This window comes from Streptomyces sp. NPDC020681 (assembly GCF_044334895.1).
Lineage (GTDB): Bacteria > Actinomycetota > Actinomycetes > Streptomycetales > Streptomycetaceae > Streptomyces.
Genome location: NZ_JBIRTX010000023.1, coordinates 1 through 23586, shown reverse-complemented (window position 1 = coordinate 23586; position 23586 = coordinate 1). Strand labels below are relative to the sequence as shown.

Genomic DNA, 23586 nt, shown 5'->3' with positions numbered 1-23586 from the left:
GCGTGCGCTCGAAGGCTCCGCCGAATCTGCCGTTGGCACTGGCGGCGATGATGTTCGCCGTCGCGATGACGTTCATCGACCAGACAATCGTCTCCATCGCCGCGCCCAGCATCATCGAGGAGCTCGGTCTTTCGTCGTCCGGGATGCAGTGGGTGGTCAACGCCTATCTGCTCACCCTGGCGGCGTTCTTCGCGCTCGGCGGGCGGCTGGCCGACATCTTCGGACACCGCAGGATGATGCTGATCGGCACGCTGATCTTCGTCGTCTCGTCGGTGCTGTGCGGCTGCGTCCCCAAGGGCGACTTCGCCCAGACGTGGCTCATCATCTTCCGTGCCACCCAAGGCCTGGGCGCGGCCCTGATGTTCCCCGCCGCGCTCGCCGTCGTCGTCGCGGTCTTCCCGGTCGAACGGCGCGGCCGGGCGCTCGCCCTGTTCTTCGGCGTCACCGGTGCGCTCACCGCGATCGGCCCGCTGCTCGGCGGCTGGCTCACTGGGGCATGGACCTGGCGTGCCATCTTCTGGGTCAACGTGCCGGTCGCGCTGATCGCCGTAGTGCTCACCGTGCTCGCCCGCATACCCAACCAGGCACGCCGCGAACCCCTCGACGTGCCCGGCGCGGTGCTGGTCGCCGCCGGGATGGGGCTCAGCGTACTGGGACTTCAGCAGGCGTCCGCCTGGGGCTGGAGCTCGTTCGTCACCTGGGCGTGCATCGTCGGTGGACTGGTGCTGCTCGTGCTGTTCTGCGTGTACGAACTCCGGGCCGCGCACCCGCTGATCAGGCTCCAGGTCTTCCGCGACCGGGCCTTCGCCGCCGACAACGCGGTGCTCTTCTTCGCGATGCTCGCCTTCGTCCCGGTGTTCTTCTTCGCCTCGGTGTACGCGCAGGTCTCACTGAGCGCCTCGCCCAACCAGGCCGCGCTGTACCTGCTGTACTTCTTCATCGGCTTCGCCATCGCGTCGCAGTGGGGCGGCCGCATCCTCGACAAGCGCGGCGCGCGCCCGGCGATGAAGCTCGGCACGCTGCTCGGCGCGGTCGGATTCGCGCTGTGGGCAAACAAACTGACGGACCTGTCGATGCACGACCAGTGGCCGTACGCGGCCCTGGCCGGCGCGGGCATCGGCTTCCTGCTGGCCCCGGCGTCCACGGACGCGGTCAACCGCGCGATCGGCGCGTCGTACGGCGAGGTCACCGGCGTCACGCAGACGGTGCGCAACTACGCGGCAGCGGTGGGCATGGCAATCTTCGGCACGATCCTCACGCATGTCACGACCAACCGCGTTGTCGAGACGCTCGAGTCGCGGGGCCTGCCGCCGGAGGTCTCGCAGGACGTGGCCCGCAGCGTCGCGGAGGACGTCACCGGCCACCCGGACGGCCCGGAACCGGCGGACGTCTCCGAGGCGCTGCGTTCCGCGGAGGACGCGGTCCGGATGGACTTCGCGGAGGCGAACCAGTGGGTGTTCTACGGGATGGCGATAGCGCTGGGCATCGCGTTCCTGTGCTCGCTGTGGCACCCGGGCACGCGCGTTACGGAGGAGCCGCCGGTACCGGACGAGGGCCCGGCCCCCGAGACCACCGCCGCCCGGCACAAGGCGCCTGTCACCGACCTGGCCGGGGAGCCGGGCCCGGAGCCCGGACCTGATCCCTGACCGGCCTCGGTCCGGGCGACCGTCAGCCGACCGAGTCGGCCGGCTCGGCCGTCGCCGCACGCGGCGAATCCGCCGCCCCGCCGCCGTCCGCCACCGCCTCCGCCGCCTCCTCCTCCGGAAGGTTCCGCATCAGCAGCCAGTACCCCAGCCCCGCCACCGTCCCCAGCGCCGCGCACAACCCCCACAGCCACTCCGCGCCGTACCGGTCGATGACAAAGCCGGCCGTCAGCGGGGCGACCAGGGCCGCCACCGACCACGACATCGTGTACATGCCCTGGTACCGGCCCCGGCCGTGCACCGGGGACAGGCGGACCACCAGACCCGTCTGCGTCGGGGCGTTGACGATCTCGGCGAGTGTCCAGACGCAGATCGTCAGTGCGTACACGCCGACCGAGCCGGCGAACGCGGTCAGCCCGAAGCCGTACCCCGCCAGCAGCGACGAGATGATCAGCAGCCGGCGCGGATCGCGGTGCTCGATATAGCGCGTGACCGGGATCTGGAGCGCCACGATCAGCACGCCGTTCACCGCGATCGCCATGCCGAAGTCGGATGCGGAGAACCCGTCCGCGCCCATCGCCAGCGGCAGTCCCACATGGCCCTGCATAAAGATCAGCGCGATCAGGAACGACAGTCCGACGACGCTCATGAACCGCCCGTCGCGCAGCACCGTCCCCATGCTGATCCCCGGCTCCGGCGCCGCGTCCTTCGCCGGCACCCGCTCCGGACGCGACTCCGGCAGCTTGACGAAGACGACGACCGCGCAGATCAGCGTCATCGCCGCTTCGCCGAGGAAGCCCGCCAGATAGCTGTACTCGGCGATGAAGCCGGCCGCCACGGACGAGATCGCGAACCCCAGGTTGATCGCCCAGTAGTTGAGCGAGAAGGCCCGCACCCGGTCCTCGGGCCGGACGATGTCGGCCATCATCGCCTGCACGGCGGGCCGCGAGGCGTTCGACGCCATGCCGACCACGAAGGCGACGGCGGCGATGGCGACCGGGTGCTGCATGAAGCCGAGCACCGCGACGGAGACGGCCGTCGAGCTCTGCGCGATCAGCAGTGTGGGCCGCCGCCCGAGGCGGTCGGCCATCACGCCGCCGCCGAGCGAGGAGACGACCCCGCCGAGCCCGTGCAGCGACGCCACCAGTCCCGCGTACGAGGCCGAGTAGCCGCGGTCCACGGTCAGATACAGCGCCATGAACGTGGCGACGAACGCCCCGAGCCGGTTGACCAGGGTGCTGGTCCACAGCCACCAGAACTCGCGCGGCAGTCCCGAGACGCTCTCGCGCACGGCACGTCGTAGACCGGCTATGGACATGCGGATTCCCCCACGGCGAGCAGCGAGCGAGCAACAAGTAGGTAAGTGGCTGAACGGCCATCCGCAAGTTACCGACGCCGGGGTCCCGGCCGCCAGTCAATTGACGCCGGGCGTCAACTGTCGGCGGTGTCGTGTGCGCTGTCGTGCCCGACTTTCGCGTCTATTAGGCTCGGACGCATGGCCGACGCACCGTACAAGCTGATCCTCCTCCGCCACGGCGAGAGCGATTGGAACGCGAAGAACCTGTTCACCGGCTGGGTGGACGTCAATCTCACCGAGAAGGGCGAGAAGGAGGCGGTCCGCGGCGGTGAGCTGCTCAAGGACGCCGGCCTGCTGCCCGACGTACTGCACACCTCGCTGCAGAAGCGCGCCATCCGCACGGCGCAGCTGGCACTGGAGTCCGCGGACCGCCACTGGATCCCGGTCCACCGCTCCTGGCGGCTGAACGAGCGTCACTACGGTGCGCTCCAGGGCAAGGACAAGGCGCAGACGCTGGCGGAGTTCGGCGAGGAGCAGTTCATGCTCTGGCGCCGTTCGTACGACACCCCGCCGCCGGTCCTCGAGGACGGCACGGAGTTCTCGCAGAGCGACGACCCGCGCTACGCCTCGATCCCGAGCGAGCTGCGTCCGCGCACCGAGTGCCTCAAGGACGTCGTCGAGCGGATGCTCCCGTACTGGTACGACGGCATCGTCCCGGACCTGCTGGCGGGCCGCACGGTCCTCGTCGCCGCGCACGGCAACTCCCTGCGCGGCCTGGTCAAGCACCTCGACGGCATCTCGGACGCCGACATCACGGGCCTGAACATCCCGACCGGCATCCCGCTCTACTACGAGCTGGACGCCGACTTCCAGCCGGTCACCAAGGGCGGCAAGTACCTCGACCCGGACGCGGCGGCCGCGGCGATCGAGGCCGTGAAGAACCAGGGCAAGAAGAAGTAAGAACCGCGATCAAGCCCCTCACTTGCGTTGTTCGGCGCAGATGAGGGGCTGTCGCCTTTCCTGGGCCGCCTGTGGGCCTCAGGGGCCCGCTCCCCGGAACGCGGCGTGTTGAGCATCCGGGCGGGCGCATGCTGAGTACGCGTACTCAGGGCTCGGCGAGCGTCGGCGGCGAGAGTTTGGGGCAGACCGAACGACTGGAGTGGAGACCATCGTGGCCATGCCCCGCAGGACCAGCCGATCCACCACTGCCTTCCGACCCGGCAGGGCCCGGGGCGTCGCCGCTGCTCTCGCGAGCGCTGCCGCACTCGCGGCACTCACCGGATGTGCCGGCTTCGAGTACGAGGAGGACATCTGCAGTAGCGGCGAGTACCCCGTCCTGTCGGTCGGTGGCACCGGTGGGGCGTGTGTCTCGGACGGTGAAGAGCCTCCGGCCGGATTCACGAGATACCCCGAGGGCAAGGTGCCGAAGCAGGTCGACGACAAGTGGGACGTGTACTGGAACACCCACACGCTCGACAAGGACGGCAAGATCATCGACGCACCGGACGCCGGCTGACCGGCCTATGGGCGGCGGCCCCGGCCGCCCAGGGTGTCCTCCAGCCAGTCGAAGACGACCTCGCAGTGCTGCTGCGGCGCCATCGGCGAGCAGTGCAGCTGCGCACCGGTGGCCGCCGTCAGCAGCTCGAAGTCCTTCGGCGCACGCAGCAGGTCGTAGAACGCGCGCGGCTGGCCGGGGTAGAACTGCTCGTCCTCGTAGTCGAGCACCAGCGTGGGGCACTTGATACGGCTCACGACCCCGGTGATGTCGAGCGCCATGATCCGCTGGGCCGGGGTCCAGAAGTCGGTGAAGATCCGGCCCTGACGCGCGGCCAGCATCGCCGGGATCGAGAAGGGCTCGACCCGCTTCTTGATGGTGGCGGCTTCATCCGGGCTCAGCTCGGGGACGACCTCTTCGTTCCAGATGCGGTTGGTCTCCGCCTTGTCGGGCGTCACGATGCTCCGGAGCTCCTCCGGGAATCCCAGCCACGGCGAGAGGCATCCCGGCATCGCGACAAGCGCCGCGATCCTGCGTTCGAAGGCCGCTGCGCGCGGCGCAAGGTTGCCGCCCATGGACAGCCCGGTCAGCGCGATGCGCCGTCTGTCGACGTCGCTGCGGCGCTCCAGCCAGTCCACCAGAGGTGAGACCACCCGCTCCCAGGTCGGGGTGAAGACGACCTGGTCGACGAAGAGCAGCTGGCCCTGGCCCGGTCCGTCGTACACGAGCGCGTTCCAGCCGCGGGCGAGCGCGGCGGAGACCCCGTACGTCCACATGTCGACGTTCTGGCCGTCGCTGCCGTTGGTGAGGATGACGGTCGGCCTTGCTTTGCCTGAGTCATCGGGGCGGAAGAACCAGACGGGGAGCGGTGTCCCGCCCTCGTACCGGACCTGGTCGGTGATCGCCGCCGGTGTGCACAGCCGGGCGAAAGTGTCCCAGGAGCGACGCCCGGCGAGGTAGAGCTCTTCCTCGTCGCCGGGGGTTTCCGAGCCGAGCACGAAGAACAGCGCCTGCCCGTAGTACTCGGCCGCCCTCAGCGAGCGGGAGCGCCGGGTCTGCGGATGCCGGGTCGCGGTGGCCGCCAGCCGGTCTCCCCAGCGCCGGAACTCCGCGGTGAAGGTCTGCTGGTCCGCCCCGGCTGCGTTGATCGCGTTGACTGCGGTCAGGACCTCGCCGACCTCGCTGGCGCCGTACCCGGCACCGCCCAGGGCCAGCAGCCCGGCGAAGTTGAGCGCGGGGTCCGTGAACAGCTGCATGGCTCCGGGCGTCGGCGACGCGGCCCCGGTCGTGGGCGGCGGGGTGGACTTGGCCGGCCCTCGGGCTCCGGCGTCCACCAGCGCGGAGGCCGTCGGCGCCGAGGCCAGGAGCGCCGCTCCGGCCCCGGCCGTCAGTCCGGCGATCGCTCCCCGTCGGGTGGGCCTCGCCGCTCGGTCTGAGGATGTGTTCGTCATATGCGGACACGCTAGGAGCCTGCCTCGGCCGGACCGCAGCGCCACTCCCACCAGTCCTCCGAACAGCCCGCGATCGGCACACAAGGGCCCCGTCCGCTCCCGGACGGGGCCCTGCCACGCTCAGCGGTCAGCGGCTAGCCGCAGCAACCGCCGCATTGGCACGGCCCGCCGGACTGGCAGCCGCAGCCGCAGCCCGAGCCGCAGCCACAGGCGCCGAGGACGGGCAGGAGCGTCACGCCGGCAGTGCTGCCGGTGGCTTCCTGCTGGAGGTCGGTCGCAAGTGATTCGGGCATGGGTCCCTCCTCATGGGCGTACGAGATGTGCCGCCTCTGCCCATCTCATGCCCGCTGCGGCAGGCGCATCAACAGCGCGCGGGGGCATACGCCCCTATGCGCCCTCTACCGTGGTCGGGGCCTGGATCTCGTCCGCGTACTCGCCCGTGACCAGGTACACGACCCGCTTGGCCACCGAGACCGCGTGGTCCGCGAACCGCTCGTAGTACCGGCCGAGCAGCGTCACGTCCACCGCAGTCTCGATGCCGTGCTTCCAGCGGTCGTCCATCAGGTGCTGGAAGAGCGTCCGGTGCAGCAGGTCCATCTCGTCGTCGTCGGTCTCCAGCTGCATCGCCAGATCGACGTCCTTGGTGATGATGACCTCCGCGGCCTTCGCCATCAGGCGCTGTGCCAGCTGGCCCATCTCCAGGATGGTGGCCTGCAGGTCGCGCGGTACGGCGGTGTCCGGGAAGCGGAGCCGGGCGAGCTTGGCCACGTGCTGGGCCAGGTCGCCGGAGCGCTCCAGGTCGGCGCTCATGCGCAGCGAGGTCACCACTATCCGCAGATCCGTCGCGACCGGCTGCTGCCGGGCGAGCAGGGCGATCGCCCGGGCCTCCAGGTCGTGTTGCAGATCGTCGACCTTCTGGTCGCCGGCGATCACGCTCTCGGCCAGTTTGAGATCGGCGTCGAGCATGGCCGTGGTGGCGCGCCCGACCGCCGACCCGACCAGCCGGGCCATCTCGACCAGGCCCTCGCCGATCGAGTCAAGTTCCTCGTGGTACGCGTCACGCATTGGGTGTCCCTCTCTTGATGTGACCGGGGTCCCGGTGCCCTAGGACCCCCACGCTCCCACGTTCTGTCCGGAACGAGTCGGGAGCCTCCCGCTCAAATGAATCAGCACTATCCCCTTGGTGAATTCTGAGCGACGAGTGTTCGAGTGGGCACCCGATTGGCTGGGAGCATCCATCTGGCCACGCATAACCTGGGTGCATGGACGTGAACGCGGCGGTCGCCGCAGCGGCAGCGATCGCCGGGCTGTGCACCGGCGTCATCGCCATGCTGGCGTTCCGCTGGAGCGAGCGCGACCAGAGGAGACCCACCCGCACCTCGCTGCACACCGACGCCGTGCTGCCGCCCGGCGTCGACACGGTTCTGTCGGTGCTCCGCTCCTCGGCGGTCGTTCTCGACGAGAGCGACTCCGTCGTCAAGGCCAGCTCGGCGGCGTACGCCCTCGGCCTGGTCCGCGGCGGAAAGCTCGCGGTCGAGCCGATGCTCCACATGGCGCGCGACACCCGTCGTGACGGCGAGATACGACAGGTGGAACTGGACCTGCCACGGCGCGGCACCGGCCGCGGCGAGGCACTCGCCGTCTCCGCCCGGGTGGCCCCGCTCGGCTCCCGGCTCGTCCTGCTGCTGGTCGAGGACCTCACCGAGGCCCGCCGTATTGAGGCTGTACGACGCGACTTCGTCGCGAACGTCAGCCATGAACTCAAGACCCCGACCGGTGCGCTCTCCCTGCTCTCCGAGGCTGTCATGGACGCCTCGGACGACCCCGAGGCGGTCTCCCGCTTCGCCGGCCGCATGCAGATCGAGGCGACCCGGCTGACCAATCTCGTACAGGAACTGATCGACCTCTCCCGGGTGCAGAACGACGACCCGCTGGAGGACGCCGAGCCCGTACGAGTGGACGAACTGGTCGCCGAGGCCATCGACAGGTCCCGGCACCCGGCGTCCACCAAACAGATCACCATGGCCGCGGGCGGCACCGCCGACCTGCACATCTGGGGCAACCGCGGCCAGCTCGCGGCTGCCCTCGGCAATCTCGTCGAGAACGCCGTCAACTACTCCCCGGCCCGTACCCGGGTCGGCATATCAGCCCGTCGCGTCCCCGCGCCCGGCGGCGATCTCATCGAGATCGCCGTCACCGACCAGGGCATCGGCATCTCCGAGAAGGATCGCGAACGGGTCTTCGAGCGGTTCTACCGCGTCGACCCCGCCCGCTCCCGGGCCACCGGGGGCACCGGCCTGGGACTGGCTATCGTCAAGCACGTGGCCGCCTCGCACGGCGGGGAAGTCACGGTATGGAGCTCCGAGGGCCAGGGCTCCACCTTCACACTGCGGCTTCCGGAAGCGGGCGCCGTGCGGGACCGTACATCCACCGGCCAGGATCGCGTCGACGAGGACGACGACCGGCCTTACGACACCGATCCGAACACCGAGATCCCTGCCCCGGAGGTCCTTCCGTGACCCGAGTGCTCGTCGTCGAGGATGAGGAATCCTTCAGCGACGCCCTGTCCTACATGCTCCGCAAGGAGGGCTTCGAGGTCGCGATCGCGACCACGGGCCCCGAGGGGCTCGACGAGTTCGAGCGCAATGGCGCCGATCTCGTGCTCCTCGATCTGATGCTGCCCGGGCTTCCGGGCACCGAGGTGTGCCGCCAGCTGCGCGGCCGCTCGAATGTCCCGGTCATCATGGTGACGGCCAAGGACAGCGAGATCGACAAGGTCGTCGGGCTGGAAATAGGAGCCGACGACTATGTCACCAAGCCCTTCTCCTCGCGGGAGCTGGTCGCCCGCATCCGCGCGGTCCTGCGCCGCCGCGGCGAGCCGGAGGAGGTCACGCCGGCGGCCCTGGAGGCTGGTCCGGTCCGGATGGACGTGGACCGCCATGTCGTCACGGTCTCGGGCGGCAAGGTCGACCTCCCGCTGAAGGAGTTCGACCTGCTGGAGATGCTGCTGCGCAACGCGGGCCGGGTGCTGACCCGTATGCAGCTGATCGACCGGGTCTGGGGCGCGGACTACGTGGGCGACACCAAGACGCTCGACGTCCACGTCAAGCGCCTCCGCGCGAAGATCGAGCCGGACCCCGGTGCGCCGAGGTACCTGGTCACGGTGCGTGGCCTCGGCTACAAGTTCGAGCCGTAAACCGGCCCGTACGTACGAGGGACACACAGCGCAAAGCACAGAGCACAACGCGAGGGCGCCCCGCCGGAAGTCTCCGGCGGGGCGCCCTCGCGTGTATGTCCCGGGGTCTCAGTGACCGGCCTCGGAGTGCGACGCCGACGAGGAGTCCGAGGGGGTGCCCGGTTCTCCCGACTCGCCGTTGCCGGGCTCGGCAGGCTCGCCCTCCTCGCCCGCGTGGCCGGTGGCCGACTCGGACGGCGCAACGGCGGGCTTGGACTCGCCCTCCTGCGGCTCGGCCGGCGGCTTCGGCAGCGAGCTCGGGCCGAAGCCCGCGGCGTAGCTCTCCGCGGGCACCACGAACGCCTGCATCTTCACGTCGCCGGTCTCGCTGAGGCGGACGACGAGCTCCTGCACGCCGCCCGTGTTCTTCGTCAGCTCACGGCCGTTCTCGATCACGGCGGACGCGTTGCCCTTGCCGCCGAGCAGGACCGAGCCCTGAGCCGGCACGGTGACCGGTCCCGAGCCGCCGGCGGCGCTCAGCTTCACCTCGGCGCCGGAGCCCGGCAGCGTGATGGAGTCGATGGTCTGCGCCGCGGAGCCGTTGTTGAAGACGGTCGCGGAGACGGTCGCGGGCCCTTCCGTGTCTGCGGTCGGCTGGACGATCACAATGGCGTTCTGGATCTTGATCGTGTCGACCGTCACCTCGGCGTTGTCCGGCTTGACGCCGAGCGTCTCCGCGCTGTTGCCCGCAGCGCAGGCGGTGAGCGCGGCGACCGACAGCATGAGGGCGGTGACGGCGAGGGCGCCGCGGCGAAGGCTGGGGGCGCCCCCGGACGAATTTTGGGGGAGGCTCACGGCGGCGGCATCTCCTTGGGCGTACGGACTGGCTACGGACGGGCGGGTTGAACCGGTGCCCTAAGACCTGCTCGGGCCGCGTCAGTTCGCGGACAGATTACCGAGCCGTCGCTCACGCCCCGCACCCGACCCGCCCCTTCGCCGACTGCCGTCCCCGCACCGCCGGGCGTCGGCCTCCCGGCAACCTTCCGCAAGACTTCCGATCACCCGGTTTCGCACGCCGTTCACATTTGGGCGGGTGATCTATTCTCCGGGTCGCCGCAGCTCCGCCGCGCATTCCCCGTGAATAGCCCCGTTGATCAATTCCGGATTCGACGCAGGATGAGTCCGTACGGGTGACCGAGGGCCGAACGGAGTAGAGGAAGTTCACCGCTTGGAACCAGGCAAATCAGGACGTTCAACCCCTCGTCAGGGGGTGATGCGGTGTGTAACGTGGTCGTTTCTGTGCGCCCGTGCAGCCGCTCCGACCTGCGAATACCCTCTTCCGGAAGCCGTCCGCAGCACGTTCCTGGCGCTGTTGTCAAGCCCCGAGATATGCCCTGACCTGCGAAAACGCCATTCAGAAGAAGCCGTTTCCGTGTTACCCTGGATAGCCACGGAAGGGGTACCTGTCACATGACGTTCAAGGTTGGCGACACCGTGGTCTATCCCCATCACGGGGCCGCGCTGATCGAGGCCATCGAAACTCGCCAGATCAAAGGCGTGGACAAGACCTACTTGGTGCTCAAGGTCGCTCAGGGCGACCTCACGGTTCGTGTGCCGGCGGACAATGCGGAGTTCGTCGGTGTGCGCGATGTGGTCGGTCAGGACGGGCTCGACCGGGTCTTCGAGGTGCTGCGCGCACCATATGCAGAAGAGCCGACGAACTGGTCCCGTCGCTACAAGGCAAATCTCGAGAAGCTCGCCTCCGGCGATGTCATCAAGGTCGCCGAAGTAGTGCGTGACCTCTGGCGTCGTGAGCGAGAGCGTGGGCTTTCCGCAGGTGAGAAGCGGATGCTCGCCAAGGCCCGCCAGATCCTGGTGAGCGAGCTCGCCCTCGCGGAGAACACCAACGAAGACAAGGCCGAGGCTCTGCTCGACGAGGTCCTCGCGTCCTGACGCCGGCGCATCAAGACTGCGTTGGATTCACGTTGGATTCAAATGAATGCCGCGGTGCCCGCTGACATGCTGTGACTACAGTCGTGTCGCCGGGCGCTGCGGCATGTTTGTCTCTTGTTCACAGCGTCTGGTCACAGTGGCACCTGACCCTGTGGTGTGCCGGGCCCGGGCGGCTGGCGCAGACCAGTTGTCACGGAAGGGTCCGGTCAAGGCGTCGCGCCCGGCACGCTGTGGCCATACCCATGTCGGCCGAGGAAACAAACCTGCCGGAGTGCAACCGATGTCAGACGATTCGCGCCCTTACCGCACCGCGGCCGTGATCCCGGCGGCCGGCCGGGGCGTACGGCTCGGCCCGGGCGCCCCCAAAGCGCTCCGTACGCTGAACGGCACCCCCATGCTGATCCACGCGGTACGGGCCATGGCCGCGTCCCGCGCCGTCTCACTCGTCGTCGTCGTGGCGCCGCCGGAAGGCGCCGCCGAGGTGAAGTCGCTCCTCGCCGACCACGCGCTCCCGGACAGGACCGACTTCCTGGTCGTGCCCGGCGGCGACAGCCGCCAGGAGTCCGTGAAGCTCGGCCTGGACGCCCTGCCGCCCGGCATCGACGCCGTGCTGGTGCACGACGCCGCCCGCCCGCTGGTGCCCGTCGACACGGTCGACGCGGTGATCGAGGCCGTACGGGACGGTGCGCCGGGCGTCGTGCCCGCGCTGCCGCTCGCGGACACCGTCAAGCAGGTCGAGCCCAGCACGGACGGCTCGCCCGAGCCGGTCGTCGCGACGCCCGAGCGCGCCAGGCTGCGCGCCGTGCAGACCCCGCAGGGCTTCGACCGGGCCACGCTCGTGCGCGCCCACGAGACCGTGACGGAGAACGTCACCGACGACGCGAGCATGGTCGAGCAGCTCGGTGAGCCGGTCGTGGTCGTGCCCGGTCACGAAGAGGCGTTCAAGGTGACCCGGCCGCTTGATCTCGTACTGGCCGAAGCGGTCCTCGCACGCAGGAGGGCCAACGATGGCTTCTAGCAACATCCCTCAGAATCTCCCTCAGCATCTCCCGCACATCGGCATCGGGACGGACGTGCACGCCTTCGAGGCCGGGCGCGAGCTGTGGTGCGCCGGACTGCTGTGGGAGGGCGAGCAGTACGGCCTGGCCGGGCACTCCGACGGAGACGTCGCCGCGCACGCCGCCTGCGACGCGCTCTTCTCGGCCGCCGGCGTCGGCGATCTCGGCGCGCACTTCGGCACCGACCGGCCCGAGTGGTCCGGGGCGTCCGGGGTGACGCTGCTCGCTGAGGCGGCCCGGATCGTGCGGGCCGAGGGCTTCGAGATCGGCAATGTCGCCGTGCAGGTCATCGGCGTACGGCCGAAGATCGGCAAGCGGCGCGACGAGGCCCAGAAGGCGCTCGGCGAGGCGGTCGGCGCTCCCGTGTCCGTGTCCGGCACGACGACGGACGGCCTCGGCCTCACCGGCCGCGCCGAGGGGCTGGCCGCCATCGCCACGGCGCTGGTCTTCCGCGCGGTCGGCTAGGGCCTGTCGTCTGGATCTTGCCGGAAGGGCCCGGTCCGCTCGCGCACCGGTCGTGCAACGTCACAAAGTTGTTCCCGCGCCCCACAAGGGGCGCGGGGCACTGCCGGGGGCCCACTACCCTTGTTGCGTGACCATTCGCCTGTACGACACCAGCGCCCGGCAGATCCGTGACTTCACCCCGCTTCTGCCGGGTTGCGTCTCGATCTACCTGTGTGGCGCCACCGTGCAGGCCGCCCCGCACATCGGGCACATCAGGTCGGGACTGAACTTCGACATCATGCGCCGCTGGTTCGAGTACCGCGGCTACGACGTGACGTTCGTGCGCAATGTGACCGACATCGACGACAAGATCATCTGGAAGTCGGCGGAGCAGAACCGCCCCTGGTGGTCGATCGGTTACGAGAACGAGCGCGCCTTCAACGACGGATACGACGCCCTCGGCTGCCTGCCGCCCACATACGAACCGCGCGCCACCGGCCACATCACCGAGATGGTCGAGATGATGCGCGGCCTCATCGAGCGCGGGCACGCCTACGAGGCCGACGGCAACGTCTACTTCGACGTGCGCTCCTTCCCCGGCTATCTGGAGCTGTCCAACCAGGAGCTGGACGATCTGCGCCAGCCGTCCGGCGAAGGCGAGACCGGCAAGCGCGACCAGCGCGACTTCGCCATGTGGAAGGCGGCCAAGCCCGGCGAGCCGAGCTGGGAGACACCGTGGGGCCGCGGCCGGCCCGGCTGGCATCTCGAATGCTCGGCGATGGCGCACAAGTACCTGGGTGAGGACTTCGACATCCACGGCGGCGGCATCGACCTGATCTTTCCGCACCACGAGAACGAAATCGCCCAGGCCAAGGCTTACGGCGACGAATTCGCGAAGTACTGGGTGCACAACGCCTGGGTCACCATGAGCGGCGAGAAAATGTCGAAGTCGCTCGGCAATTCGGTGCTCGTCTCCGAAATGGTCAAGCACTGGCGTCCCATCGTGCTGCGCTACTACCTCGGTACGCCGCACTACCGCTCGATGATCGAGTACAGCGAAGAGGCCCTGCGCGAGGCCGAGTCCGCGTTCGCGCGGATCGAGGGCTTCGTACAGCGCGTGGTCGAGAAGGCCGGGGGACCGGTCGAGCCGGCCCCGGAGGTGCCGCCCGCCTTCGCCGAGGCGATGGACGACGACCTGGGCGTCCCGCAGGCGCTCGCGATCGTCCACACCACGGTCCGGCAGGGGAACTCCGCACTCGCGGCCGACGACAAGGAGGCGGCCGTCGCCCGCCTCGCCGAGGTGCGCGCCATGCTCGGCGTCCTCGGCCTGGACCCGCTCGACCCGCAGTGGTCGGGCGAGGCCGGCGGCGGCGAAGATCTGCACGGCGTCGTCGACACGCTCGTACGGCTGGTGCTCCAGCAGCGCGAGTCCGCCCGCGCCCGCAAGGACTGGGCGAGCGCCGACGCGATCCGGGACCAGCTGCAGCAGTCGGGGCTTGTCATCGAGGACAGTCCGGACGGGCCGCGCTGGACGCTGGGACCGCGCTGACCAGTGACAATGTGCCGCCCGGCCTCCCGGGCGGCACACTTTATTTCATACGTACGCATTCGAAAGCTTCAGGAAACAGGTAGTCATGGCCGGGAACAGCCAGCGCAGGAACCGCCGCACGTCCAACAAGAAGGGCGCGCAGGTAGGCAGCGGTGGCCAGCGACGCCGCGGACTCGAGGGCAAGGGCCCGACCCCGCCCGCGTCCGCCCGCAAGGGCCACAAGAAGAACCGCATCGCCAACGCCCAGGCCAAGAAGACCGCCGCGCGCCGCCCTGTCGCCCGCCGCGGCGGCAAGGGCGCTTCCGAGATGGTCGTCGGCCGCAACCCGGTCTTCGAGGCGCTGCGCGACGGCGTGCCAGCGTCCACGCTGTACGTCCAGCAGTTCATCGACAACGACGAGCGGGTGCGTGAGGCGCTCCAGCTCGCCACCGGCCGCGGCAACATCAACATCATGGAGGCGCCGCGCCCCGAGCTCGACCGGATGACGAACGGGCTCAACCACCAGGGCCTCGTCCTGCAGGTCCCGCCGTACGAGTACGCGCACCCCGAGGACCTCGCGTCCGCGGCCTTCGACGACGGCGAGGACCCGCTGATCGTCGCGCTCGACGGCGTCACCGACCCGCGCAACCTCGGCGCGGTCGTCCGCTCCGTGTCGGCGTTCGGCGGCCACGGCGTGGTCGTTCCCGAGCGCCGGGCCGCGGGCATGACGGCCGGCGCGTGGAAGACCTCGGCCGGCACCGCGGCGCGTACGCCGGTGGCCCGCGCGACCAATCTGACCCGGGCCCTGGAGGCGTACCAGAAGGCGGGCATCGCGGTCGTCGGCCTCGCGGCGGACGGCGAGCACGAGGTCGGCGACCTCGAGGCGCTCGGCGGCCCGGTCGTGATCGTGGTCGGCAGCGAGGGCAAGGGCCTGTCCCGCCTGGTCGGGGAGACCTGCGACTTCCTGGTCCGCATCCCGATGCCGGGCGGCGCGGAGTCCCTGAACGCCGGTGTCGCGGCGGGTGTGGTGCTGTACGAGGCGTCCCGCCGCCGGGTCTGACGCGCCTGGCCCGGGGCCGGGCGCGTCAGACCCGGGTCAGCCCATCAGGCCCGCAAGCCTCGCCCGCATCAGCGCGGCGATGGTGAACGCGTCCGTCACCCGGCCGTCCCCCACCATCGCCTCCGCCTCCGACGGCGGCACCGTCCGCACGCTGCGGATGCCGTCGCCCGTCGCGAGGCGGCCGATCCCGTCGATGCGCGCGGCGAAGAGCAGCACCCGGTCGCCCATGATTCCTGTGTCGGGGTGGACCGCGCCGAGCGAGGTCAGTTCCAGGACACCCGCACCGATTTCCTCGGTGAGCTCCTTCGCCGCGTTCGCCTCCGGGCCCAGGCCGCGCGTGCCGAAGCCGCGCGGCACCTCCCACTGCCAGGAGCGGGTGGCGTGGCGGTAGTGCTCGATCAGGACGACCTCGCCGTCCAGCAGCGGCAGCACCACGCAGCCCGGTTCCGTATTGGCCGGGACCGAGCGGATGTACGTGCCCGTCCGGCCGTCCGGGAAGCGCACCGGGTCGCGCAGCAGCATCAGATACGGGTCCGCGTACATGACGCCGCCCGCTGCCGAGACCGCATCGGGATCGGTGAGGATCTCGATGCCGCCCGGCACGTTCCGGAACAGTTCGGGCCGTTCGCAGCGCAGCCGTTCGTACAGCTCCATATGCCTGCGACCCCCTACGCGTCCGGTGTCTGCTGGTCCGCCTGCCTGCGGCGGAGCTCGGTCCCGGCCTCGGCGACCTCGCCCCCGTACACCCGCAGAATCGTCGCCCAGTCCTTCTTGAGGTTGCCCAGCCTGAGCGTCGGCAATGTCACGGAGTGACTGAGCCCGGCCCGCCCGCTCTTTCCGCCGCGGCCCCGCTCCCGGAACTCCAGCCGGATCGCCACCGCGCCGGCCGCCGCCGTCGCCATCTGGATCCCGCCGGCGAGCAGCGAGACCTCCTCGCCGCCGGTGATCTGCAGACTGATACCGGCCGATTCGAGTACCACCGCGGCCACGATCTCCCGCTGGAAGCCCGTCTGCGTACCGCTGACCTTGCGGGCGGTACGCAGCATCCGGGCATGGCGCCTGGCGATGTCGGACGTCGCCGACTGGAACTCGTCAGCCGACGGCAGCCGTCCGTCCCGGAAGCCGTCTCGTACGAAGCCGTCGAGCGCGTTCACATAGCCACGCCACTCCTCCTCGCGCCGCAGCCGCGTGATGTCCGCGAGCGACAGCGAGCCGTAGGAGTTGGGCCCGTCGACGGCCCGGTGCAGCGAGTCCGCGAACAGATCCCGCAGCAGCAGCCCGATGGCCTCCGGGTCGTCGTCCCGCGTCCGGTCCTCCGCCCGCAGCTCCTCCAGCGTCGAACGCGGCGGCGAGTCGGGCGGGGTGAGCGCGATCAGCCTGCTCGCCTTGGGGACGCCGAGGTTGTAGAGGAGGTCGATCAGCTGCTTGGTGGGGACGATGTGGTCGCCGTCCCGCAGCAGTTGCTCGTACGGATCGGTTCCCGGCCTGGTCAGGAACTGCTGGTAGACGTCCGTGCGAAAGATGAGGCGGTCGACGTCCTGCTCGCCCGCCCAGATGTAGAGGTCCTTGAGGATGCCCTCCCGCATGGCCCGGGCCTGCTCCTCGGGAATGCCGAGGTTCTTGGCGAGCTGGGGAGCCCGCAGCCGCCGTAGCCCGGAGAGCTCACGGGAGAAGTAGTTGCCCACCGCGTCCGCCCGTTCGCGGTTCGGCTCGTCGTCCCAGTCGAAACGTACGAGCGCCGGTTCGGCCTCCTCCGTCAGCAGCCGCTTCCAGGCGCGGTGCACGGACCGGTCGTACCCCCACCGGTACTCGCCGACGGCATCGCGCTCGGTCAGCAGAAACGGCATGAGAGCACGGTCGTTCAGCAGTCGCACGAACGCCTCACGCTCGGCGGGCTCCGCGGAGTCCCGGTAATTCGCGTAGAGCGCCTCGTTGTTGAGGAAGTACGCGCGGTTCACCACGAGCGTGCCGCTGTTGACCAGCGAGCGGCGCAATTCGGCCGATGCCGCGGTGACCGCGTCGGCGCTCGGCCCGGACGGTGCGTTCGCCCGCTGGCGTTGGGCGGCGAGCGACGCCGGGAGCCATTGGTTGTCGAGTGCCTGAGCAATCACCGGATAGTCGGTGAGGTCGCCGAAGACCAGCTGATGGGCCGGCCGGGTGGGTCGTGGGCCGGTTACGCCGGTGCCGTCGGACATAAATCTGCCTCCCCCTCGCATCAACTCCGGTGATTCTAGGGCCGACTGATGTCCCGTTACCGAACGCCGGTTCCCAATCTGGAACGATTGGCCGATCTTGACGGGTCTCGGACATTTCAGGGCTGTCACGGCAGTGTCCTAAGTCCGCGTCACTCGGTTAGATGAGTGTGGACACCAGAACGCCCCGGCCCGGGTTCGACGATCAGCCTGCGCTGAGCATGGTCAAGGTTGACAGCGACCCCGCGCAGGTCATCGTGAACCACGCCAGCTTCCGGGTGAAGCTCGCACAGAGCCAGCGCCCCGCACGAGCCCATGCGGACACCGCACGGATTCCCGTCGTCGGCGCCGCCGGGGCGGTGGTGCGGCGGCGGGCGCCCGTCGTCTGGAGCGGCAAGTCGGCTCCCGGCGACGCGGGCGCGACCGGTCTGCTGCAGGCGATGCGCAACTCCACGGTGGAGCGCGCCGGCTATCAGCGCGACTCGTTCGAGCGGGACAGTTTCGAGCGGGAGCGCTTCGAGCGGGATACGTACGACACCGGCGCGACCCAGGTCATTCCGCGGGTGGAACTGGCCGAGGACACCGCGAAGGTGCCGGTGTCCGCCCGGCCCGGCGGCCCCGACCGGCCGCTGCTGCCGCCGATGCGACAGGCGGTCGGCGCATACGACTCGTACGACTCCTACGGACAGGAGCCGTACGAGAACGAGGAGTTCGACGAGGCCGTGGGAGTCGGCGACGAGGGCCGTCCGCAGCGCCACGGCGCCGACCCGGTGCGCCACGCCTACTACCCCGGCCGCCGGATGAACCTCGGAGTGGTGCTGCTGCCGCTGCGCGTGTTCCTCGGCTTCATCTCCATCTACGCCGGAATGGGCAAGCTCTGCGACCCCGTCTACTTCGACGGCGGCGAGCGCGGCTCCATGGTGAAGTGGCTCAACTCGCTGCACCCGTGGGGCCTTGCCGAGCCGCTGCGCGACTTCGCGCTCTCGCATCCGGTCGGCGCGGGCCTCACCGTCGCGTTCCTCCAGGTCGTCGTCGGCGTGCTGACCGTGCTGGGCCTGTGGCAGCGGGTCGCCGCCGTCGTGGGCGGGCTGCTGTCGGCCGCGCTGATCCTGACGGTGAGCTGGAAGACCGTGCCGGTGTACGACGCGCCGGACATCATCTTTCTCGCCGCCTGGTCGCCGCTGATCATCGCGGGCGCGCCGGTGTACTCCATCGACGGGCGGCTCGCGGGCGAGGCCTGGCGCAGGCTCGGACCCCGTTCCGAACTGTGGGAGCTGCGGCGGCGCGTGCTGCGGCGCGGCAGTGTCGTGGCCGCCGTCGTGATCGGCCTGACGCTGCTCACCGGCTCGGTGCTCGGCGGGGCCGTACGCTCCACCGAGATGGTGACCGTGCCCGGGCCGAACCAGGACCCGACCAACCATCTGCCGGGATCGCCGCTGCCGCAGGAGCCCAGCGGCGCGGCCAGCTCCTCGGGACCGAGCGGTGAGGACGACAGCCCCACGCCGTCGGAGAGCAGCGCCCCCAAGTCCGAGAAGCCGACGCCCTCCAAGGAGACGGTCCGCGAGACCGGCGGGATCAGCGACTCGCCGAGCCAGACGCAGGGCACGGGCCAGGCGCCGAGCCAGTCGGAGCCGGCGCAGCAGCAGCCCCCGCCGAGCAGCTCGGGTCCGTCCTCCAGCGGCGGGACCGGCAGCGGCGGAGGCTCGGGCGGCTCGGACGGCTCCGGCGGTGGTTCCGGCGGGGACGGCGGAGGCTCGAGCGGCGGACGCGTGATCGGCGGCCTGCTCGGCTGACGTACGGGGACAGGCGGAGAGGCGGCCACCGGAGGATTCCGGTGGCCGCTCTTTCGCGTGCGTCGGGCTGCCTCAGCGTCCCTGCGCGGCAAGCTCCTTGGCGGCCTCGGTGAGGTCCTTGGCGGTGTCGATGGCCCGCCAGTACGCGCCGTTCGGCAGCGGGAAGCCGGCCAGGAGGCGCTCACGCGCGAGTCCCGGGAAGGTGGTGCGCTCGTGGTCGCCGCGGTCCGGCAGCAGCTCCCTGAAGGCTGCGGAGAAGACGTACACGCCCGCGTTGATGAGATACGGCGACGGCGGGGACTCGATGAAGTCCGTGATGTGGCCGAAGGCGTCCGTCTCGACGGCGCCCCACGGGATACGCGGCCGGGCGAGCGCGAGCGTCGCGGTGGCGTCCCGCTCGGCGTGGAAGGCGGCCATGTCGCGCAGCGAGAACCGGGTCCAGATGTCGCCGTTGGTGGCGTACCAGGGCTGCTCGGGCTGCGGGAGGTGGGCGGCGGCGTACTTGAGGCCGCCGCCGCGGCCGAGCGGCTCCGGCTCGACGACGGTGGTGACCCGCAGCGGCAGATCGGCGGTCTCCAGCCACTGCTGGAGGACTTCGGCAAGATGACCGCAGGAGACGACGGCGTCGGTCACGCCCTCGGCGGCCAGCCAGGCAAGCTGATGGCCGATGATCGGGGTCCCGGTTCCCGGGATCTCGACCATCGGCTTGGGGCGGTCGTCGGTGTACGGGCGCAGCCGCGAGCCCTGGCCGCCCGCCAGGACCACGGCCTGCGTCGGATACGTAGGCGTTTGCATGCCGTGAACGATAAGCGGCGGACGAGGTGCCGCGCGGGCCGGGACCCGCGGATCAGCTTCCCTGGGTCTGCTGGGCGACGCCGCTGGCGAAGGAGGTGTCGCAGACCGGGCGGGAGAACTCCTGGGCGCGGGCCGGGCCGAGACGCTCGACGGTGGCGCGGCCGAGGGCGCGGGCGATCTGCATGCAGTGCCCGGCGAGCGACGGGCGGGCCTCGACCTCGCGCTGGAGATGCGTGAGGACGACGTCCGGGTCCTCCTCCTGCAGCTCGGCGAGGAGTCGGTCGCGCAGCACGTCCTGCGGAGCACGGGACTTCGCGCGTACGGAGACGTCCTGGGAGGACGCGGTGAGCATCTGCGACTCGGTTGACTGCCCTGCCCACGGGACGCTGGCGACCGCGAGGGTTCCGGAGAGCACCAGGACGACGGGCAGGACGAGGGCGAGAGTGCGGCCGATTCGGCGTGCTGTGTGGGTCACGGCAGTGAGCGTAGCGCTCGGTGATGATTTGGAGACATTTAGTCACTCGCGCGGGGGATGGTTCGACTCCGGGTTTCGAATCCGGTGTTGACGGAGTGGGTGAAATGCCTGATGTATAGGGGTATTTGTCGACATACGCGAAACGGCCCCGCATGAACTGCGGGGCCGTTTCTGCGAGTCGGACTGTTCGTACGGACCGACGTCCGGGCGTCAGTCGCTGAGGCGCTCGCCCGTCGAGGTCGCGAAGACGTGCAGCTCGCCCGGCCGCGGCACGACGTGCAGCTCGGCGCCCTTGTCCGGCACGGAGCGGCCGCCGACGCGGACGACGAGGTCCTTGTGCTCGCCGCCGACCTGGGCGGAGCCGTACACATAGCCGTCCGCGCCGAGCTCCTCGACGACGTTCACGGAGACGGCGAGGCCGGCCGGGGCGTCCTCGGTGTCCTTGGTGAGGCTCGTCGCGGCGGCGCCGTTGTGCTCGACGACGTCGAAGTGCTCCGGGCGGACACCGACCGTGACGGTCGTGTCGCCGCGGTCGGCGGCGGCGGTCAGGGCCTCGCGGGAGACCGGGACGACGCTGTTGCCGAACTTCACGCCGCCGTCGGTGATCGGCACCTCGACGAGGTTCATGGCCGGGGAGCCGATGAAGCCCGCGACGAAGAGGTTCGCCGGGCGGTCGTACATGTTGCGCGGCGAGTCGACCTGCTGGAGCAGACCGTCCTTGAGCACGGCGACCCGGTCGCCCATGGTCATGGCCTCGACCTGGTCGTGCGTGACGTACACGGTGGTGATGCCGAGCCGGCGCTGCAGGCTCGCGATCTGCGTACGGGTGGAGACACGGAGCTTGGCGTCGAGGTTCGACAGCGGCTCGTCCATCAGGAAGACCTGCGGCTCACGCACGATGGCGCGGCCCATCGCGACACGCTGCCGCTGACCGCCGGAGAGCGCCTTCGGCTTGCGGTCCAGGTAGTCCGTGAGGTCGAGGATCTTCGCGGCCTCTTCGACCTTCTTGCGGATCTCGCTCTTGTTCACGCCGGCGATCTTGAGGGCGAAGCCCATGTTGTCGGCGACGGACATGTGCGGGTAGAGCGCGTAGTTCTGGAACACCATGGCGATGTCCCGGTCCTTGGGCGGCAGGTGCGTGACATCGCGGTCGCCGATCCTGATGGATCCGGCGTTGACGTCCTCGAGCCCGGCGAGCATGCGCAGGGAGGTGGACTTGCCGCAGCCGGAGGGGCCGACGAGGACGAGGAATTCGCCGTCCTCGGTCGTGATCTCGAGCTGGTCGACGGCGGGCTTCTCGGTACCCGGGTAGATCCGGGTCGCCTTGTCGAACGTGACAGTGGCCATGGTGATGTTCTCCTTCACCGGCAGGAACGTGCCGGACGATCCGAGTAAAGGTGTAGTCCACCTGTGTGGACCTGCCGTGACGCTACCTGGCCATCTCCCATCTGTCAGCAGCCGGACGCCGACCAAATTTTCGACCGGAGCCGGGTGGGGCTTTGGTTACACTGCTACGGCTGCCTCCTTAGCTCAGCTGGCCAGAGCAACGCACTTGTAATGCGTAGGTCGTCGGTTCGAATCCGACAGGGGGCTCTCAGGAGGGCAGGGGGCTCTCGGGAGTGGGGACGCGCGTGCGCGGATTTTTGAGAAAAGGCGGGAAACGCCTCGGTGTGATCGGGAGCTCGGTGGCCATGGCCGCCGGGCTCCTGGGCGTTTCCGGGGGTGTCGCGTCCGCCGCTCCGGCGGCGGACGGGAGCACTGTGTCGCTGGACACCCCGGACGTTCCGACGGGCGGCAAGGTCACGCACACCGTGACCGTCCACGCGGTCGCGTCGGGCACGCTGAGTGTGACGTTCGCGGCGGCGCAGGACCAGCGCTGGTGGGACTCCGACGAAGAGTGGACGCTCGGTGTCCAGGCCTCCGGGGCGGATGCGAGGTGCGTCTTTCCGGCCTCGCTGGTCGCTGGGGTGCTGTCGTGCAGTCTCCCGGCCGGTGACCACACCATCACGTACACGATGAGCGCGAGCGCCGCCGCCGAGGCGTGGAAGGTCGATGTCGACGCCGGGTTCGACGACGGCGCGGACAGGCCGGTCGCGGACAGCCGGTTCGCGGTGCTCGGCGGCCGGGAGCCGGCGATGGACTACTGGCTCTACGGGCGGACCCCGGCGGGCGCGGTGCGGGCGCACGGCACCTATGTCGGCGAGTTCGGCCCGCTGGATCCCGAGTGGAGCAGCCAGGTTCAGGCGAGCGGCTGGGACCGGTACGACGTGGCGACCAAGACCGCGCCGATCAATGTGCGCGGAGTGGGCGGAGACGTCGTCGCGCGGCGCAAGGACGGTCACCTCTGGTTCTACCCGGCGATGCCGGGCGACTCCGGAGGCTTCCGCTACCCGACGGATGTCGGTGGCGGCTGGAGTCAGTACACCGCCGTGCGCGGCGCGGGCGATCTGAGCGGCGACGCCGAGCCCGACCTGATCACCCGGGGCGCCGACGGGACGCTGTGGCTGTACAAGGGCACGGGCCGGAATTCCGCGCCGTTCACGGCACGTACGAAGATCGGCTCCGGCTGGAACATCTACACCTCGCTCACCGGCGGTACGGATCTGACCGGTGACCGTGCGGCGGACCTGCTGGCGCGGGATGCCGCGGGCGGGTTCTGGCTGTACGAGGGCACGGGGAATGCGGCCGCGCCGCTGAAGGCGCGGGTGAAGGTCGGCTCCGGCTGGAACATCTACAACGCGCTGGTGGCGTACGGCGATGCGTCCGGCGACGGACATCCCGATCTGATCGCGCGGGATGCGGCGGGCGTGCTGTGGCAGTACGGCGGCACGGGCGAGGCGGCGCTGCCGTTCACGGCGCGAGTCAGGGTCAATCAGTACTGGGGCCAGTACAACGCACTGTTCTGACCTGGTCTTTCAGGGCGGGCCGGGGCATCACGACGTCCCAACAGCCTGCTCTGACAGTTCACTTCGGCAGGGGGGGGGGGGGGGGGGGGGGGGGGGGGGCGGGCCCGCGGCGGGGGGGGGGGGGGCCGCCCCACAGGGCCGCGGCGGCGCGGGGGGGGGGGTGGGGGGGGGGGGGGGGGGGGCATGCCTGGGCGGGGGTCGGGTTCCGCCAAAATCCCGTGTAGCCCCCCCCCCCCCCGGGGGGGGGCCCCCCCCCCCCCCCCCCCCCCCGACGGGGACCATAGCGGTAGCCGGCGGTCCAGCGGAATGGCGAAGCGTGAA

22 protein-coding genes and 1 tRNA gene are annotated in these 23586 nt (G+C 70.2%); 13 read left to right on the top strand and 10 right to left on the bottom strand.

Features of this window, described 5'->3' with window-relative positions; genetic code table 11:
* Positions 1–47: 47 nt before the first annotated feature.
* A complete protein-coding gene (locus tag ACH4YL_RS34785; RefSeq protein WP_398511598.1) occupies positions 48–1646 on the top strand; it encodes an MFS transporter in 1599 nt (532 codons plus the stop codon).
* 22 nt (positions 1647–1668) lie between these two features.
* Here the strand turns inward: ACH4YL_RS34785 and ACH4YL_RS34780 are convergent, their stop codons facing one another.
* A complete protein-coding gene (locus tag ACH4YL_RS34780) occupies positions 1669–2961 on the bottom strand; it encodes an MDR family MFS transporter (protein WP_398511512.1) in 1293 nt (430 codons plus the stop codon).
* Between the two features lie 177 nt (positions 2962–3138).
* Here ACH4YL_RS34780 and ACH4YL_RS34775 point away from each other — a divergent pair, with 177 nt between their 5' ends.
* Positions 3139–3900, top strand: a complete 762-nt coding sequence (locus ACH4YL_RS34775) for a phosphoglyceromutase (RefSeq protein WP_398511511.1) — start codon at positions 3139–3141, stop codon at positions 3898–3900.
* Between the two features lie 217 nt (positions 3901–4117).
* Positions 4118–4456 carry an SCO0607 family lipoprotein gene (locus tag ACH4YL_RS34770; protein ID WP_398511510.1) on the top strand — a complete coding sequence of 113 codons (339 nt, stop codon included), beginning with the start codon at positions 4118–4120 and terminating at the stop codon, positions 4454–4456.
* 5 nt (positions 4457–4461) lie between these two features.
* Here ACH4YL_RS34770 and ACH4YL_RS34765 read toward each other — a convergent pair whose 3' ends face one another.
* The 3 genes from ACH4YL_RS34765 to phoU form a co-directional block, all read right to left on the bottom strand.
* Positions 4462–5886 carry an alpha/beta hydrolase family protein gene (locus ACH4YL_RS34765; protein ID WP_398511509.1) on the bottom strand — a complete coding sequence of 475 codons (1425 nt, stop codon included), beginning with the start codon at positions 5884–5886 and terminating at the stop codon, positions 4462–4464.
* A 134-nt stretch (positions 5887–6020) separates the two neighbouring features.
* The gene (locus ACH4YL_RS34760; RefSeq protein ID WP_398511508.1) at positions 6021–6179 is read right to left on the bottom strand and encodes a hypothetical protein; all 159 of its coding nucleotides are present in this window, start codon (positions 6177–6179) and stop codon (positions 6021–6023) included.
* 94 nt (positions 6180–6273) lie between these two features.
* A complete protein-coding gene (gene phoU, locus ACH4YL_RS34755) occupies positions 6274–6951 on the bottom strand; it encodes a phosphate signaling complex protein PhoU (RefSeq protein WP_398511507.1) in 678 nt (225 codons plus the stop codon).
* Positions 6952–7148: 197 nt separating this feature from the next.
* Here phoU and ACH4YL_RS34750 point away from each other — a divergent pair, with 197 nt between their 5' ends.
* Complete coding sequence (locus ACH4YL_RS34750; RefSeq protein ID WP_398511506.1) at positions 7149–8405, top strand: sensor histidine kinase; 1257 nt, start codon at positions 7149–7151, stop codon at positions 8403–8405.
* Complete coding sequence (locus ACH4YL_RS34745) at positions 8402–9082, top strand: response regulator transcription factor (RefSeq protein ID WP_142217884.1); 681 nt, start codon at positions 8402–8404, stop codon at positions 9080–9082. Before ACH4YL_RS34750 ends, ACH4YL_RS34745 begins: the two co-directional genes overlap by 4 nt.
* A gap of 108 nt (positions 9083–9190) precedes the next feature.
* On the opposite strand, the gene ACH4YL_RS34740 is transcribed toward ACH4YL_RS34745, so the two are convergent.
* Positions 9191–9844, bottom strand: coding sequence for a DUF461 domain-containing protein (locus ACH4YL_RS34740; protein ID WP_398511597.1), 654 nt, complete (start codon positions 9842–9844; stop codon positions 9191–9193).
* Positions 9845–10531: 687 nt separating this feature from the next.
* Between ACH4YL_RS34740 and ACH4YL_RS34735 the strand changes: the two genes are divergently transcribed.
* From ACH4YL_RS34735 to rlmB, 5 genes are all read left to right on the top strand, one after another.
* Complete coding sequence (locus ACH4YL_RS34735; RefSeq protein ID WP_003953493.1) at positions 10532–11014, top strand: CarD family transcriptional regulator; 483 nt, start codon at positions 10532–10534, stop codon at positions 11012–11014.
* 280 nt (positions 11015–11294) lie between these two features.
* Positions 11295–12032: a 2-C-methyl-D-erythritol 4-phosphate cytidylyltransferase gene (gene ispD / locus ACH4YL_RS34730; protein ID WP_398511505.1), complete on the top strand. Its 738-nt coding sequence runs from the start codon at positions 11295–11297 to the stop codon at positions 12030–12032.
* Positions 12022–12537, top strand: a complete 516-nt coding sequence (ispF, locus tag ACH4YL_RS34725) for a 2-C-methyl-D-erythritol 2,4-cyclodiphosphate synthase (protein WP_398511504.1) — start codon at positions 12022–12024, stop codon at positions 12535–12537. Before ispD ends, ispF begins: the two co-directional genes overlap by 11 nt.
* A gap of 127 nt (positions 12538–12664) precedes the next feature.
* The gene (gene cysS, locus ACH4YL_RS34720) at positions 12665–14065 is read left to right on the top strand and encodes a cysteine--tRNA ligase (protein WP_398511503.1); all 1401 of its coding nucleotides are present in this window, start codon (positions 12665–12667) and stop codon (positions 14063–14065) included.
* An 85-nt stretch (positions 14066–14150) separates the two neighbouring features.
* Entirely contained in the window at positions 14151–15104 is a 954-nt protein-coding gene (gene rlmB / locus ACH4YL_RS34715; RefSeq protein ID WP_398511502.1) for a 23S rRNA (guanosine(2251)-2'-O)-methyltransferase RlmB, read from the top strand.
* Positions 15105–15140: 36 nt separating this feature from the next.
* Here the strand turns inward: rlmB and ACH4YL_RS34710 are convergent, their stop codons facing one another.
* On the bottom strand, positions 15141–15758 hold the full coding sequence (locus ACH4YL_RS34710; RefSeq protein WP_398511501.1) for an NUDIX hydrolase: 618 nt from the start codon (positions 15756–15758) through the stop codon (positions 15141–15143).
* Positions 15759–15772: 14 nt separating this feature from the next.
* A complete protein-coding gene (locus tag ACH4YL_RS34705; protein ID WP_398511500.1) occupies positions 15773–17299 on the bottom strand; it encodes a hypothetical protein in 1527 nt (508 codons plus the stop codon).
* 161 nt (positions 17300–17460) lie between these two features.
* On the opposite strand from ACH4YL_RS34705, the gene ACH4YL_RS34700 reads away from it, so the two are divergent.
* On the top strand, positions 17461–19089 hold the full coding sequence (locus tag ACH4YL_RS34700) for a DoxX family membrane protein (protein ID WP_398511499.1): 1629 nt from the start codon (positions 17461–17463) through the stop codon (positions 19087–19089).
* Positions 19090–19161: 72 nt separating this feature from the next.
* On the opposite strand, the gene ACH4YL_RS34695 is transcribed toward ACH4YL_RS34700, so the two are convergent.
* The 3 genes from ACH4YL_RS34695 to ACH4YL_RS34685 all read right to left on the bottom strand — a co-directional run bounded on the left by ACH4YL_RS34695 (position 19162) and on the right by ACH4YL_RS34685 (position 21706).
* The gene (locus ACH4YL_RS34695; protein WP_398511498.1) at positions 19162–19884 is read right to left on the bottom strand and encodes an NDP-sugar synthase; all 723 of its coding nucleotides are present in this window, start codon (positions 19882–19884) and stop codon (positions 19162–19164) included.
* Positions 19885–19936: 52 nt separating this feature from the next.
* The gene (locus ACH4YL_RS34690) at positions 19937–20359 is read right to left on the bottom strand and encodes a hypothetical protein (protein WP_398511497.1); all 423 of its coding nucleotides are present in this window, start codon (positions 20357–20359) and stop codon (positions 19937–19939) included.
* A 210-nt stretch (positions 20360–20569) separates the two neighbouring features.
* Positions 20570–21706, bottom strand: coding sequence for an ABC transporter ATP-binding protein (locus tag ACH4YL_RS34685; RefSeq protein ID WP_398511496.1), 1137 nt, complete (start codon positions 21704–21706; stop codon positions 20570–20572).
* 172 nt (positions 21707–21878) lie between these two features.
* On the opposite strand from ACH4YL_RS34685, the gene ACH4YL_RS34680 reads away from it, so the two are divergent.
* Together ACH4YL_RS34680 and ACH4YL_RS34675 are read left to right on the top strand one after the other, a co-directional pair.
* A tRNA-Thr gene (locus tag ACH4YL_RS34680) sits at positions 21879–21952 on the top strand.
* 98 nt (positions 21953–22050) lie between these two features.
* Positions 22051–23265 (top strand): FG-GAP-like repeat-containing protein, encoded by a 1215-nt coding sequence (locus ACH4YL_RS34675; protein ID WP_398511495.1) that lies wholly within the window; start codon positions 22051–22053, stop codon positions 23263–23265.
* Positions 23266–23586 lie beyond the last annotated feature (321 nt).

Coding starts and splice junctions, on each gene's coding strand:
- ACH4YL_RS34785 (WP_398511598.1), top strand. CDS start 48: ATGATGTTCGCCGTCGCGATGACGTTCATCGACCAGACAATCGTCTCC.
- ACH4YL_RS34780 (WP_398511512.1), bottom strand. CDS start 2,961: ATGTCCATAGCCGGTCTACGACGTGCCGTGCGCGAGAGCGTCTCGGGA.
- ACH4YL_RS34775 (WP_398511511.1), top strand. CDS start 3,139: ATGGCCGACGCACCGTACAAGCTGATCCTCCTCCGCCACGGCGAGAGC.
- ACH4YL_RS34770 (WP_398511510.1), top strand. CDS start 4,118: ATGCCCCGCAGGACCAGCCGATCCACCACTGCCTTCCGACCCGGCAGG.
- ACH4YL_RS34765 (WP_398511509.1), bottom strand. CDS start 5,886: ATGACGAACACATCCTCAGACCGAGCGGCGAGGCCCACCCGACGGGGA.
- ACH4YL_RS34760 (WP_398511508.1), bottom strand. CDS start 6,179: ATGCCCGAATCACTTGCGACCGACCTCCAGCAGGAAGCCACCGGCAGC.
- phoU (WP_398511507.1), bottom strand. CDS start 6,951: ATGCGTGACGCGTACCACGAGGAACTTGACTCGATCGGCGAGGGCCTG.
- ACH4YL_RS34750 (WP_398511506.1), top strand. CDS start 7,149: ATGGACGTGAACGCGGCGGTCGCCGCAGCGGCAGCGATCGCCGGGCTG.
- ACH4YL_RS34740 (WP_398511597.1), bottom strand. CDS start 9,844: ATGCTGTCGGTCGCCGCGCTCACCGCCTGCGCTGCGGGCAACAGCGCG.
- ACH4YL_RS34735 (WP_003953493.1), top strand. CDS start 10,532: ATGACGTTCAAGGTTGGCGACACCGTGGTCTATCCCCATCACGGGGCC.
- ispD (WP_398511505.1), top strand. CDS start 11,295: ATGTCAGACGATTCGCGCCCTTACCGCACCGCGGCCGTGATCCCGGCG.
- ispF (WP_398511504.1), top strand. CDS start 12,022: ATGGCTTCTAGCAACATCCCTCAGAATCTCCCTCAGCATCTCCCGCAC.
- rlmB (WP_398511502.1), top strand. CDS start 14,151: ATGGCCGGGAACAGCCAGCGCAGGAACCGCCGCACGTCCAACAAGAAG.
- ACH4YL_RS34710 (WP_398511501.1), bottom strand. CDS start 15,758: ATGGAGCTGTACGAACGGCTGCGCTGCGAACGGCCCGAACTGTTCCGG.
- ACH4YL_RS34705 (WP_398511500.1), bottom strand. CDS start 17,299: ATGTCCGACGGCACCGGCGTAACCGGCCCACGACCCACCCGGCCGGCC.
- ACH4YL_RS34700 (WP_398511499.1), top strand. CDS start 17,461: ATGAGTGTGGACACCAGAACGCCCCGGCCCGGGTTCGACGATCAGCCT.
- ACH4YL_RS34695 (WP_398511498.1), bottom strand. CDS start 19,884: ATGCAAACGCCTACGTATCCGACGCAGGCCGTGGTCCTGGCGGGCGGC.
- ACH4YL_RS34685 (WP_398511496.1), bottom strand. CDS start 21,706: ATGGCCACTGTCACGTTCGACAAGGCGACCCGGATCTACCCGGGTACC.
- ACH4YL_RS34675 (WP_398511495.1), top strand. CDS start 22,051: ATGGCCGCCGGGCTCCTGGGCGTTTCCGGGGGTGTCGCGTCCGCCGCT.